Origin of the sequence: Parapedobacter flavus (assembly GCF_035818675.1) — a bacterium.
Lineage (GTDB): Bacteria > Bacteroidota > Bacteroidia > Sphingobacteriales > Sphingobacteriaceae > Parapedobacter > Parapedobacter flavus.
This window is the reverse complement of record NZ_JAYKZZ010000017.1, coordinates 208,098-220,813: the sequence shown is the minus strand read 5'-3', so window position 1 is coordinate 220,813 and position 12,716 is coordinate 208,098. Positions and strand designations below refer to the sequence as shown.

Annotated in this window: 12 protein-coding genes; 9 read left to right on the top strand and 3 right to left on the bottom strand. The window is 51.9% G+C overall.

Annotated elements, in window-relative coordinates; all coding sequences use genetic code 11:
- The 3 genes from U9S71_RS15315 to U9S71_RS15305 form a co-directional block, all read left to right on the top strand.
- Positions 1-1,435: T9SS type B sorting domain-containing protein (locus U9S71_RS15315; protein ID WP_326328458.1), on the top strand; the 1,435-nt coding region annotated here is incomplete at its 5' end.
- A 66-nt stretch (positions 1,436-1,501) separates the two neighbouring features.
- Entirely contained in the window at positions 1,502-2,401 is a 900-nt protein-coding gene (locus U9S71_RS15310) for a PorP/SprF family type IX secretion system membrane protein (protein ID WP_326328457.1), read from the top strand.
- Positions 2,402-2,480: 79 nt separating this feature from the next.
- The gene (locus tag U9S71_RS15305) at positions 2,481-2,777 is read left to right on the top strand and encodes an FtsB family cell division protein (RefSeq protein WP_326328456.1); all 297 of its coding nucleotides are present in this window, start codon (positions 2,481-2,483) and stop codon (positions 2,775-2,777) included.
- Positions 2,778-2,895: 118 nt separating this feature from the next.
- Here the strand turns inward: U9S71_RS15305 and U9S71_RS15300 are convergent, their stop codons facing one another.
- Positions 2,896-3,792: a DUF3078 domain-containing protein gene (locus tag U9S71_RS15300; RefSeq protein ID WP_326328455.1), complete on the bottom strand. Its 897-nt coding sequence runs from the start codon at positions 3,790-3,792 to the stop codon at positions 2,896-2,898.
- Between the two features lie 111 nt (positions 3,793-3,903).
- On the opposite strand from U9S71_RS15300, the gene rlmH reads away from it, so the two are divergent.
- The 4 genes from rlmH to U9S71_RS15280 all read left to right on the top strand — a co-directional run bounded on the left by rlmH (position 3,904) and on the right by U9S71_RS15280 (position 8,362).
- Positions 3,904-4,377, top strand: a complete 474-nt coding sequence (gene rlmH, locus U9S71_RS15295) for a 23S rRNA (pseudouridine(1915)-N(3))-methyltransferase RlmH (protein ID WP_326328453.1) — start codon at positions 3,904-3,906, stop codon at positions 4,375-4,377.
- A gap of 115 nt (positions 4,378-4,492) precedes the next feature.
- Positions 4,493-4,615 (top strand): hypothetical protein, encoded by a 123-nt coding sequence (locus U9S71_RS15290; protein ID WP_326328452.1) that lies wholly within the window; start codon positions 4,493-4,495, stop codon positions 4,613-4,615.
- Positions 4,616-4,741: 126 nt separating this feature from the next.
- Complete coding sequence (locus U9S71_RS15285) at positions 4,742-7,159, top strand: TonB-dependent receptor (protein WP_326328451.1); 2,418 nt, start codon at positions 4,742-4,744, stop codon at positions 7,157-7,159.
- A 33-nt stretch (positions 7,160-7,192) separates the two neighbouring features.
- Positions 7,193-8,362, top strand: coding sequence for a PepSY-associated TM helix domain-containing protein (locus U9S71_RS15280; protein ID WP_326328450.1), 1,170 nt, complete (start codon positions 7,193-7,195; stop codon positions 8,360-8,362).
- Between the two features lie 240 nt (positions 8,363-8,602).
- On the opposite strand, the gene U9S71_RS15275 is transcribed toward U9S71_RS15280, so the two are convergent.
- Both U9S71_RS15275 and U9S71_RS15270 read right to left on the bottom strand, forming a co-directional pair.
- A complete protein-coding gene (locus tag U9S71_RS15275; protein WP_326328449.1) occupies positions 8,603-9,013 on the bottom strand; it encodes a DUF5606 family protein in 411 nt (136 codons plus the stop codon).
- On the bottom strand, positions 9,010-9,459 hold the full coding sequence (locus U9S71_RS15270) for a peptidylprolyl isomerase (RefSeq protein WP_326328448.1): 450 nt from the start codon (positions 9,457-9,459) through the stop codon (positions 9,010-9,012). Before U9S71_RS15270 ends, U9S71_RS15275 begins: the two co-directional genes overlap by 4 nt.
- Positions 9,460-9,580: 121 nt before the next feature.
- Here U9S71_RS15270 and radC point away from each other — a divergent pair, with 121 nt between their 5' ends.
- On the top strand, positions 9,581-10,276 hold the full coding sequence (gene radC / locus U9S71_RS15265; protein ID WP_326328447.1) for a RadC family protein: 696 nt from the start codon (positions 9,581-9,583) through the stop codon (positions 10,274-10,276).
- Positions 10,277-10,317: 41 nt separating this feature from the next.
- Positions 10,318-12,714, top strand: coding sequence for a phenylalanine--tRNA ligase subunit beta (gene pheT / locus U9S71_RS15260; RefSeq protein WP_326328445.1), 2,397 nt, complete (start codon positions 10,318-10,320; stop codon positions 12,712-12,714).
- Positions 12,715-12,716 lie beyond the last annotated feature (2 nt).

The following is a 12,716-nucleotide window of genomic DNA, read 5'->3' as shown; positions in this document are numbered from 1 at the left end:
CATCACCTTTGCCGACGGCAGCTTCGTTTACGACGGCATGGCGCAATCGCTCGCCATCGGCGGTACGCTGCCTGCGGGCACGTCGGTAAGTTATGCGGATAACAACCGTACGGATGCGGGCAGCCAGACAGCCACGGCCACCATTAATGGCGGCGCGAACTACGACAACCTGGTGCTGACGGCCACGCTGACCGTTACGCCGGCTACGATCACGGGCATCACCTTTGCCGACGGCAGCTTCGTTTACGACGGCACGGCGCAGTCGCTCGCCATTGCCGGTACACTGCCTACCGGCACCTCGGTAAGCTACGCGGACAACAACCGCACGGATGCCGGTAGCCAGACAGCCACGGCCACCATCAATGGCGGCGCGAACTACGACAACCTGGTGCTGACGGCCACGCTGACCGTTACGCCGGCTACGATTACGGGCATCACCTTTGCCGACGGCAGCTTCGTTTACGACGGCATGGCGCAGTCGCTCGCCATCGGTGGCACGCTGCCTACCGGCACGTCGGTAAGCTACGCGGATAATAATCGGATAGATGTCGGCAGCCAGACCGTTACCGCGACCATCCATGGCGGTACAAACTATAGGGATAGCGAGCTGATGGCTACGCTGACGATTTTGCCGAGCGTTCGTACGTTGACGTTCGCCGCACTGCCCACGTTCACTTATGGCGACGCTGATCATGCATTGGAGGCCGAAAGCAGCTCGGACGAGGCCATCCTGTTCAGCAGCAGCAACGAGGACGTGGCCGTGATTGTGGACGATGGTACACTCCACATTGTGGGCGCGGGCACCGCTGTAATTACCGCAACATTACCCGAAAACCCGTTATATGAAAACATCCCGTCCGAATCGCATACCCTGACGGTGAATAAAGCATCGCAAATCATTGCTTTCCACGACGTGCCGACGCAGGTGAACCGGGATGCCGGTCTCGTGCCCCTCGATGTGTCGGCCAGCAGTGGTCTGCCTGTATCGCTCGGCATCGACGATGAAGAGGTTGCCATGCTCAATGGAACGGGCCTGGACATCCTGCGCTTGGGTACCGTACGGATCACGGCGACACAGGCCGGCGATGACAATTATGCATCCGCCCAGGCTGTGGTCACAGCCATCCGGGTTATCGACCCCACGGCGGACATTCCCATCCGCATACACAAAGCCCTGTCGCCCAATGGCGACGGCATCAACGAATATCTGATCATCGAGGGCATCAAGGATTATCCAAAAAACCGAGTGAACGTATTCAACCGCAACGGCACCGTGGTTTATGAAGCCTCGGGTTATAACAACGGCACGGTGGCGTTCCGTGGCATCGGTGCCGGGCAGTTGCAGGTGCCCGCAGGGACGTATTTTTACATTGCCGAAATCCATGCCGAAGGGGAATGGAAGGTGGAGAAGGGATGGTTTGTGCTGAGGTATTGATGTGATTGTTAATGGTTAATTGTCAATGGTTAATGGTCAATTGTCAATGATTAAATTAGTTAAAAGATGGTATTTAAAACGATATTGACGGTTATGGCACTGGGTGCGGGTATGACCGTATTACATGCCCAGCAGCCGCTCACGCACACGCAACACGGCCAACTCCGCACGGTGATTAACCCGGCAGCCAGCCTGATGCATAGGGGCGGGGAGGTGTCGGTGATCGGCCGCCGGCAGTGGGTAGGCTTAGATGGGGCGCCTACGGTGTTCTGGGGTAGTGGCCATATCGGCCTGCAGCGGTTCGGCGCCACAGCTGGTATCAGCATCCGCCACGAAAGCATGGCCGTAGAGAAGCTCACCGAGGCCTCGGTCTTCTTCGCCAAGAGCGTGCGCATATCGGAGACCGAATACCTGGGGCTGTCGCTCAATGCTGGCTTCAGCTATATGGATGGCCGCTTCTCACAGCTGGACCCGATGGACCCGGCCTTCAGCGAGGATGTGAAGGAAACCGATGCGCTGGTGGGCTTCGGCGTGATGCTGTACCGTCCCGAGCGGTACTACGTGGGGTTATCATTGCCGCGGCTCATGCTGGGTAATCTGGGGGTGGGCGGCGGCGAAAGCCGCTATGCTTTCAGTAACTTATACCACCTCACGGCAGGGGCGCTGTTCAACTTGGGCCCTGACTTCCAGTTCCGTCCCAGCGCGCTGGTGACCTACTCAGAGAGCCTGCGGCCGCAGGCCGAAGCGGCGGCCATGTTTTTCGTGAAGCGTACCTTCGGCATCGGCCTCAACGTCCGTAGCTACGGTGAGCTCGCCGGCATGGCGCAGTTCAATTTCTCGGGCATCGGGCTGGGTTACAGCTACCAGTTCAATCCGGGTAACCAGCCGCTCAACCGGCGCATCAACAACACCACCCACGAAATCGGACTCAGCTACCGGTTTGGCGGTGAGGTCGGTCTACTGTAACTCACAAACTCACAGATTCACAAATTTCTGAAAAACAGAACATTTTGCATATAAGAGAATTTTAGCTAAGTTTGTGTGCATGGAACGTTTTCTGAGTGCTATACGTAATAAGTATCTCATCGCCATCGTCGCATTTGCCGTATGGATGTTGTTTTTCGATCGACATGATGTAGCTACCCAGTACGGTTATTATAGCCAGCTAAAGGGCCTCAAGGCCGAAAAAGTGTTTTATACGACGGAAATTGACCGGATATCAAAAGCCATCCATGACCTAAACACCGATCCACAAGAACAGCAACGCGTGGCCCGCGAACGCTACCAGATGAAGAAAGATAACGAAGACATTTTCGTGATCGTAGAAGAAGAAGCGGAGTAGGTTTATGGGGTTTAGGTAGCTGGTACCAATAACTTTAGTCGTAAGTCATAAGCTAACCGCGAGACTACTTTATGGCTAACGAACTCACGACTTACGACTAAAGAATAATGCTCAGGGCTTAAAACTTATACGTAATCCCCGCACCCAATACCTGCCTTACTTGCAAGGTTGGCCGTTCCGATCCGGCGATAAACACTCCGTCTTCCTGACGCGGGATGAGCGTGTTGTCATCATAAATCAACTGTACGCCACCATTCACCGTGATGTAATCATTCACTTTCATAAAGAGGTTGAGCGTATAGTCTACATCAACGTTCTGCGGATCTTCAAGGTAGTTCGAATACAGTTTAAGAATATTCTCCACACTCACGTTTTCCATCAAGTTGGCTTTGTAGTACGCATCGAACGAGGCGCCGAACTCGAAACGGGAGGTCGATCCGGGGTCCACACCGAAAGCGCCTTGTGCCGAGAGACTATCATGGGTGACGAAGATTAGACGCGCTGCGGCCGGGGAGAGGTTGAACCGGAAATTATCCGACTCTTTATAGGCGAAACCGGGGCCGAAGCTGAGGTATGCCGGGGCGAAGGCTGTCGAAATCAACGTGCTGTTGTTGTCGGCATCGTACTGGAAACCGTCGGCAAACTGCGTGTTGAAATTGAGGTAGAACGTATATAGCCACCGTTCTGCCGCTTCGTAACCGAGCAAGCTATTCAGCACAATGCGGTCGTCATTTTTGCGCCAGCCGATTGACTTCTGCTTGGTAAGTCCATAGGCGGCGATGACTTTATTGTCCCAACTCCACTTGTTTTTCTTGTAGTTGAAGTCGTAGTTGAAAATCAGGTTAGCGGCGAAAGAGTTGATACCACCGGCGGCCCAATTGGAAAATGAACTCTGGTTGAGCAGCAGCGTGTTTTCACCCGAAACCCGCCATGCCGTGTCTGTCGCCGTTTCCTGCGCCTGTACATGCCAAATCGTAGCCATAGCGATGCAGAGCAAGGATAGTGTTTTCTTCATGATGATAAATTTGATGTGTAGTTAAAATGCCTATGAATGGCAAAAGCAGTGCCAAAAACCCACCGTCGCCACGGCGCTTGCATATAAACCAAAATTACCTAAGTTTGTGGGATGCGGATAACCTTATTGTGTATGGGCAAGACTGATGAGGGCCAGTTGGCGGCGATTATTGACAAATTTCAGCAGCGGCTGAAACATTATATTCCGTTTAACATGGTTCATATCCCCGACGTAAAGAACACCAAGCACTTACGCGCAGACCAGCAGCGGGCAAAAGAAGCCGCAGCCATCCTTAAACAGCTTTCGCCGGGCGATCAAGTGGTGCTACTCGATGAACGGGGGAAGGAATGCCGCTCTGTAGATTTTGCTGCATATCTTAATAAGTTGATGGTTGGTAGCGTACAGCACTTGGTATTTGTTGTAGGTGGACCGTATGGTTTCGATGAATCGGTACACCAGCGGGCCAATGGTCAGCTTTCGCTTTCGAAAATGACCTTTTCACATCAGATGGTTAGGTTGTTTTTTGTGGAACAACTGTATCGGGCGTTTACCATATTGAAAGGCGAGCCGTATCATCACGAGTGAGCCTTTGGAGATGGTGAACTTGTGAGGTTGTGAAATTGTGAGATTACTGCGTATGGAAACCGCAGGGTTTCGGCATCCAAACAATAGAAAGTAAAACTTGTTAAGTACTTAGCTCATGAATATACCCAAGCGAAAATATCATTACAAGGGTGCGGATACCACCAGCGAGAGCCGTCTTTTTTGGATTATGGTTGTTGTGGGCCTAGCCATGGCGGCTGCCATTATCTTCTGGTTATAGCAGCCCTTTCCACCGCTTTTTTTATTTATCCTTATCGACTTGCCTTGCAAAAGGCCGGATTTTTTTAAATTAAATTGTTTAGATTTAATATAAATAAATACTTTTGCGCCACACAAGTCGAATCAAATGAATCAGAAATTTTACTTTGCGGTCTTGCTGCTTTTCACTGCAGGGCTTACCTATGCGCAAACCGGAACAATCAGTGGCTCAGTAACTACGTATGACGGCAGTCCGGCTGAATCTGTGAACATAAGGATCAAAGGTACCAACCGCGGTGCCACGGTAGATCGTAGTGGGAACTATCAAATCAATAACGTCCAGCCAGGGAGGCTAACGATTGTTGCATCATTCATCGGGCTCGAAACGCAAGAACGTGCAGTCAACCTAACCCGCGATGAAGTGGTTACGGTCAACTTCGTGCTGCCAGAGAGCGCTGCCCAACTACGTGAGGTCATCGTGTCTTCACAGCGGCCGGCCAACAAGCCGACAAACATAGCCAAGATTCCGTTGAAAAACCTCGAGAATCCACAGGTGTATAATACGGTGTCTGCAGAGTTGATGAAGCAACAAGTCATCACCTCTTACGATGATGCACTGCGTAATGTGCCCGGCATCACCCGCACGTGGGAAGCGACAGGAAGGGCAGGGGATGGCGCCGCCTATTTCGCGCTGCGTGGTTTTGATGCGCAGCCGGCATTAATAAACGGATTACCGGGTTTGACCAGTGGCAATCTCGATCCGGCAAATGTAGAGGAAATCCGAGTCATGAAAGGTCCCTCGGGAACGTTGTTCGGCGGTAGCTTTTACAGCTATGGCGGATTGATTAACACCATCACGAAAAAGCCCTACGACGGGTTTGGTGGCGAGGTGGTTTATAGCCTAGGAAGTTACGGCCTGAACCGCATTACGGCCGACGTGAACACGCCGCTAAGCAAATCGGAAAAGATTGCGCTGCGGGTGAATGCCGCCTACCACTCCGAGGGGAGCTTTCAGGATGCCGGGTTCAAGAAATCATTCTTTATCGCACCTACGTTGGCCTACGAAGTGAACGACAGGCTTTCCTTCCAGGTGATGGCCGAAATATTGGAGGAGGAACGTGCCGTTGCACCGGTATTCTTTCACTCTGACAGGTTAAGCCCGCTGGACTTCACGACCCTGGAAGAGCTTAATCTCAATACATCCCTATCGTTCACAAGCAACGACATCACCATCAAAAACCCCAAATACAACCTGCAAGGCCAGATGGTATACCATTTGTCAGACCAGTGGACATCGCAGACCGTCGTATCTCGGGGAACCGTAAAATCCGATGGCTATTATACGTACATGTGGGATGACGTAGCTGGCGACAACGAATTCAGCCAGTATTTCCATAAGGAACTGCAAACCACCAACACCACTAATATCCAGCAAAACTTCAACGGCGATTTCAAAATCGGCAAGTTGCGCAACCGGCTGGTAGTCGGTCTTGATTATTACCGTCGGGATATTGTAGATAACGGTTCGGGGTGGGGATGGGCCCGTAATGTAACGCCCCAGGGCGATGTGAACTACGTCGATCCTTTTACCGGTGAAGAACAGGAACCGGTATACATGACCCAGGCCTCGGTAGAGAACCTGCTTGGTGGCCTGGAAGGTACCATGAGCAACATAGCAAACAGTGCCTACGGTGCCTATTTCTCCAATGTACTCAACGTTACACCAGGTATCATGGCGATGGTGAGCCTCCGCGCAGACTATTTCGATTCATTAGGTGATAAAAGTACGGCGGAAGACGACTTCGACCAATTCGCACTATCGCCCAAATTTGGTCTTGTATACCAGCCCGTACTCGATAAGGTATCGATTTTTGCCAGCTACATGAATGCGTTCATCAACGTAGCGCCGCAGCAGGTATTTGATCAGGATGGCAATTTCTTGCGCGTGCAGTCGTTTAAGCCCGAGCAAGCCAACCAGTGGGAATATGGCGTGAAGACCAACCTATTTTCCGATCGGCTGTATGCCACGGTATCCCTATACGATATCAAGGTTTCCGATCGGGTATATCCCGACCCAAGCAACCCGAACAACTCCGTGCAAGGCGGCAAGGTGGGCAGCAAGGGTATTGAAGTTGATCTCAGTGCCCACCCCATGGCTGGCTTGAGCCTGATTGCGGGGTACAGCTATAATGAAACCAAGGTAATAGAAGGCAACGATAACGACTTTTATTCCGAACCGGGAAGAAGCCCGGGCGGACAGGGCCCGCAAAACCTGGCCAACCTCTGGGCCACATACCGGTTCCTCAATGGCCCGCTTAAAAATTACGGATTGGGTATAGGTGGAAACTACGCCAGCGAGTACAAAGTGATTGACAACAGCCAGACAGGTGATTTCTACCTGCCCGCCTACACCTTGCTCAATGCCAGCGTGTTTTATAATGGCGAGCATGTAAGGATTACCCTCAATGTCAATAACTTCGCCGACGATGAATACTATATCGGCTATTGGTCGGTCAATCCGCAGAAAGGTCGTCATATGGCTGCCAGCATAGCCTACAAATTTTAGAACCTTTCGTAGAATTGTTTATCTTCGTCAAGCATGAAAGCGCAGACCATAAAAAATTGGTTTAATATCCACAAGTGGACCAGCTTGATTTCCACCGTATTCCTGCTCATGCTGTGCATCACGGGACTGCCCTTGGTTTTTTATGAAGAAATCGACCACTGGATGCATGGCGAATTGGAAGCATCTGCGCCGTCGGCGTCGCCGCTTTCGAAAGACGTGGTCTTGCAGGCAGCCATGGATGAAATTCCGGGTAAGGAGGTCAAATACATCTTCTGGGACGCCGACCACCATCCCGGCCAAATGTTTGTGACGTTGGCCGATTCGGCGGAGGCACCCATTGAAGCGGACCATTACCTGACCATGGATGAGCATACGGCGGCGGTGCTGGATGCGCCGCCCAATGAGATGGATTTCATGTTAATCATGTATTACCTGCACGTGGAAATGCTGGCCGGTATACCGGGTAAGTTGTTTCTGGGTCTCATGGGTACGTTGTTTATCGTCGCCATCGTGTCGGGCGTTGTGCTGTATGGGCCCATTATGAAACGTTTCGACTTCGGTATGATCCGCACGGAGAAATCAGCCCGGCTCCGCTGGCTGGACCTGCATAACCTACTCGGTATTGTAACGCTGGTGTGGGCTGCTGTGGTGGGTATTTCGGGGGTAATCAACACGCTGGCCGACCCTGCGTTGGAAAGCTGGCGGTCGGGGCAGTTGGCAGAGCTGGTAGCGGCATACCACGATGAGCCCAAATGGGAAGGAGAACTGAGCTCATTGCAGGCGGCGCTGAATACGGCACAAGCGGCAGCGCCAGAAATGGAAGTCTCTTTTGTCGCCTATCCCGGCACCCTGTATTCCAGTGCCCATCATTATGCGGTATATATGGTCGGCACCACACCGCTTACCTCGCGCATCATCAAACCTGCATTGATTGATGCGAAAACCGGCGAACTGACCGCGATGCGGGATATGCCGTGGTACCTCAAAACGATTTTCATTTCCCAGCCTTTCCATTTCGGTGACTATGGCGGGGTGCCCATGAAAGTGATGTGGGTGCTTTTTGATCTCCTCACCATTGTTGTGCTGGTCTCGGGCCTATACCTGTGGTTTGCCCGGCGCAAAGCGAAAGCGGCACAGCTGAAACGGATGATCGCAAACCTCGAATCGCTCACCCTCATGACTGCTGAAGAAGATGCCCGCTAGCCAACGTGCCTGGATAAAACTTTGGGGGGTGCCCATCTTTATGGGCGGTGTTACCGTTGGCGGATTACTACTGGCTATTATGGGAACCGATTTGTGGCTGCATGTGCTCTCTTGGGTTGCCCTCGCAATACCCTTGGTTGCTATGGTGAAATACGGAGCCAAGTTTTTTAGGTGATACAGCTCCGTGTAATTGCCCATATCATCCATCAAGACGATATGGGCAGTTATTGAGGCGGAAGGTTATTCAGCTTCGTCTGCAGCATCTGTACGTTCTTCATCAAATAGCGGCAACGCTTTAATGATGCCGTACCACGTGATGATTTTTTTGATGTCGGAGCTGTACACCCGGTCCTCGTCGTGGCCCGGTGCCACCTCCCTGAAAAATTCACGTAACGTTTTCCCGTCAGACTTACTATCGGGCACATCGCCCTTGGCTTTCATACGGTCCATGATATCCACCAGTTTCAGATCCTCATCATCACCATAAATGGTGATGTCTTCGAGCGTAGCTAATTTGGTGGTAGCCAAGTTGACGATAGATTTTACCTTCTGCTCATCGAGGGTTTCCAAAACGAATCCGTTTTTATTTTGCCCAACCAGTTTAAATAAGCCTGGCTTGCCTGTTACGGCTACAAGCGCTTTTAAATTCATGCAGTCGTATCCTCCTCGGTGATATCAATACCTAAAATCTTGTCGCCCTGGCGGATGTCGTCAATCACATCGATGTTTTCAACCACTTTGCCAAAACAGGTATGATTCCTGTCGAGGTGCGCCGTATTGTTGCGGCTGTGGCAAATGAAAAACTGTGAGCCACCCGTATCACGGCCGCGGTGCGCCATCGAAAGTACACCCCGGTCGTGGTGCTGGTTGTCGCCATCCAACTCACATTTGATGGAATATCCCGGTCCGCCGGCGCCGGTACCGGTAGGGTCGCCACCTTGGATAACGAAATCGGGGATAACCCGGTGAAACGTTACGCCATCATAGTAGCCCGATTTGGCCAGTTTGAGGAAGTTGGCAACGGTTTCAGGGGCATCCGCATCGTAAAATTGTACGGTGAGGTCGCCTTTTTCAGTCTTGATAATTGCTTTACTCATCTTTTTAAATTTGGAACGCAAACTTAGGAAAGCGAGCCAATAAAAGCAAGCTTATTTTTGCCAAACCGCCGGGTGTTACCTATATTTGGTTGTCGATACGACAACCTTATAATATATACCTATGGATCACCTATCGCGTGTAACGATTAAAGCATGGGCGGAAGCAGACCGTCCGAGGGAGAAACTCTTGGAACGTGGCCGGCGCGCCCTTTCCGATGCTGAACTGCTGGCGATCCTGATCGGCAGCGGGTCTCGCAATGAATCTGCTGTGGAACTCTGCCGGCGCATTCTGCACGATCAGGGGAATGACCTCAACGACCTGTCGCGGCTCTCGGTAGCCGAGTTATGCACCTATAAAGGTGTTGGCGAAGCCAAGGCGATTAGTATTGTTGCGGCGCTTGAGATCGGCCGACGCCGCAAAGACCAGAAAACGGAAGAACGCCCTATACTCAACAGCAGTAAGCGGGTTTACGATTACTTAGAGCACGTATATCACGATTTGCCCCATGAAGAGTTCTGGGTGCTCTACCTGGGTGGCGGGTGCAGGTTCATTGCCAAGCAGTTAATCGGCAAAGGAGGCAATGACTTCACGCCCGTGGATACCAAGCAGGTACTGCGCCTCGCGCTGGAATACCGCGCTACAGGTCTGGTGCTTACCCATAACCACCCATCGGGCACACTCAAACCCAGCACAATGGATGTGCAAATGACCAAGAAATTAGCAGAAGCAGCCATGTTGTTCGATTTGTCTATCAACGACCATTTGATCTTTACCAATGCCGGCTACTACAGCTTTCGGGATGACGGATTGCTTTAACAAGAAAAAAAATCTAAGTTTGCACAAATTCCGAAATCAGGATGAACATATCATATAGTTGGCTTAAAGACTTCATAAAAACCGATCTCACCCCAGCGGAGCTTTCGGCAATTCTTACAGATATCGGGCTGGAAGTGGAATCGCTTAATGTGGTACAACGGGTACCCGGCGGACTGGAAGGGCTCGTGATCGGTGAAGTAAAAACGTGCAATCCGCATCCCAATGCCGACCGGCTGAAGATAACCACCGTAGCTATCGGATCCGATACGCCCTTACGTATTGTATGTGGCGCACCCAATGTGGCCGCTGGCCAGCGTGTAGTGGTGGCAACCGTGGGTATTACGGTATATCCCATCAGCGGTGAGCCGTTCAAAATCAATAAATCGAAAATCCGCGGCGAAGTGTCGGAAGGCATGATCTGTGCCGAAGACGAGATCGGTCTCGGTGCGGCACATGATGGCATCATGGTGCTCGGCGAGGATGCGCCAGTAGGTACATCGGCCAAAACGTTCTTCGGACTGGAAGACGACCATGTTTTCGAAATCGGCCTCACCCCGAATCGTGCGGATGCAGCATCACATCTCGGTGTAGCCCGCGATGTAGCCGCATTCCTGCGTAGCAGCTACCGCATGCCGGACGTATCGGCATTCACGGGAGGAGAAGCCGAGCCGCTTCCCGTGACCGTGGAAGATGCCACCGCCTGCCCCCGGTATACCTCCGTGACCATTAGCGGTATACAGGTGGGCGAATCGCCGCAATGGCTTCGGGAACGGCTTTTGGCTATCGGTGTGCGCCCCATCAATAACGTGGTAGACGTGACCAACTACGTGCTCCATGAATTGGGGCAGCCACTGCACGCATTCGATGCCGACCAATTGGCCGGTGACCAGGTGGTCGTTCGCCATGCCAAGGCAGGTGAGTCGTTTGTAACGCTCGACGGGGTAACGCGGAAGCTGCATCCCCAAGACCTGATGATCTGCGATGCGGAAAAGCCCCTGTGTATCGCCGGCGTATTCGGTGGCGCGGACTCGGGCGTAACACAAAATACCACCCGCGTATTTTTGGAGAGCGCCTACTTCAATGCGGTATCGGTGCGTAAAACGGCCAAAAGGCACGGACTCAAAACCGACGCATCGTTCCGTTTCGAGCGGGGCACCGATCCCGATATCACAAGGTTGGCGTTGGAAAGGGCAGCATTGCTGATTACGGAACATGCCGGTGGACAAGTGACTACGGCCGTGTCTGACCATTACCCCAATCCCGCTCGGCCATTCGTCTTTGACGTACGTTATGAAAAGGTACGGCGGGTTATCGGAAAAGATATCCCCGATGGCGAAATAAAAGCCATCATCGAGGCACTTGGTATTACCATTGTAGCCGAAAACGATGGTGTGTTGACTGTGCAAGTACCGCCCTATAAAGTAGATGTAACCCGCGAAGTCGACATTGTCGAAGAGGTGCTCCGCATCTATGGGTATAATAATATCGAAATCGATAGGCAGATCAGGGCTTCGCTCAATACATCGCCCAAGCCCGACAAGGAAGTCGTACAAAACCAAGTGGCGGACCTGCTGATTGGCAATGGCTTCCGCGAAATCCTGTCCAACTCGTTGACCAAGGTGGATTATGCAGATGACCCCGAGGTGGCCGTCCGTATCCTGAATCCGTTGAGCACCGATCTGGACATTATGCGGCAAAACCTCTTGTTTTCTATGCTAGAAGCTGTGGCTTATAACCAGAAACGTAAGCATCCCGACCTGAAATTGTTTGAATTCGGTAACACCTACAGGCTTGATGGCGAAGGGTACCGTGAACGTCATCATCTTGCTGTGGCGGTAGCGGGCAACCGTCTACCTCAACAGTGGAACCACGCTAATAAAGCGGTCACGTTTTACGACATAAAAGCTGCTGTGGATGCTGTTTTACGGCGACTGAATATCTCAGGCTGGCAAGAGACCGACGCCCCTGCATCGCACTACGCCTACGGGATGAGCTATGATCGTGGCGGGAATGTCCTGGTGTCGTTTGGCGCCGTTAGCCAGTCGCTACTTACCAAGGCCGATGTGGCTGGCGACGTATACTATGCCGATTTCGACTGGGGGGGGATACTCAAGGCCATCCGTAAAAACAAGATTACCTACCGTGAAGTGGCTAAGTATCCGGCTGTGCAGCGCGACCTATCGCTCCTGGTAGATGCAGACGTTACATTCGGTACGCTGAAACGGATTGCCGAACGTACCGAACGCAAGCTGCTCAAAGCTATTTCGGTCTTCGATGTGTACAAAGGGGACAAATTACCGGCGGGTAAAAAATCCTATGCATTGCACTTTGTACTGCAGGATGAAGAAAAAACCCTTGCCGACAAACAAATTGATGCGATTGTTAAGAAATTAATTGCTAATTTTGAAAAAGAAGCCGGTGCGGCGGTAAGAAGTTGAGC

What these genes read in the sequence shown, in the direction of transcription:
- U9S71_RS15310 (WP_326328457.1), top strand. Translation starts at nt 1,502, where the DNA reads ATGGTATTTAAAACGATATTGACGGTTATGGCACTGGGTGCGGGTATG.
- U9S71_RS15305 (WP_326328456.1), top strand. Translation starts at nt 2,481, where the DNA reads ATGGAACGTTTTCTGAGTGCTATACGTAATAAGTATCTCATCGCCATC.
- U9S71_RS15300 (WP_326328455.1), bottom strand. Translation starts at nt 3,792, where the DNA reads ATGAAGAAAACACTATCCTTGCTCTGCATCGCTATGGCTACGATTTGG.
- rlmH (WP_326328453.1), top strand. Translation starts at nt 3,904, where the DNA reads ATGCGGATAACCTTATTGTGTATGGGCAAGACTGATGAGGGCCAGTTG.
- U9S71_RS15290 (WP_326328452.1), top strand. Translation starts at nt 4,493, where the DNA reads ATGAATATACCCAAGCGAAAATATCATTACAAGGGTGCGGATACCACC.
- U9S71_RS15285 (WP_326328451.1), top strand. Translation starts at nt 4,742, where the DNA reads ATGAATCAGAAATTTTACTTTGCGGTCTTGCTGCTTTTCACTGCAGGG.
- U9S71_RS15280 (WP_326328450.1), top strand. Translation starts at nt 7,193, where the DNA reads ATGAAAGCGCAGACCATAAAAAATTGGTTTAATATCCACAAGTGGACC.
- U9S71_RS15275 (WP_326328449.1), bottom strand. Translation starts at nt 9,013, where the DNA reads ATGAATTTAAAAGCGCTTGTAGCCGTAACAGGCAAGCCAGGCTTATTT.
- U9S71_RS15270 (WP_326328448.1), bottom strand. Translation starts at nt 9,459, where the DNA reads ATGAGTAAAGCAATTATCAAGACTGAAAAAGGCGACCTCACCGTACAA.
- radC (WP_326328447.1), top strand. Translation starts at nt 9,581, where the DNA reads ATGGATCACCTATCGCGTGTAACGATTAAAGCATGGGCGGAAGCAGAC.
- pheT (WP_326328445.1), top strand. Translation starts at nt 10,318, where the DNA reads ATGAACATATCATATAGTTGGCTTAAAGACTTCATAAAAACCGATCTC.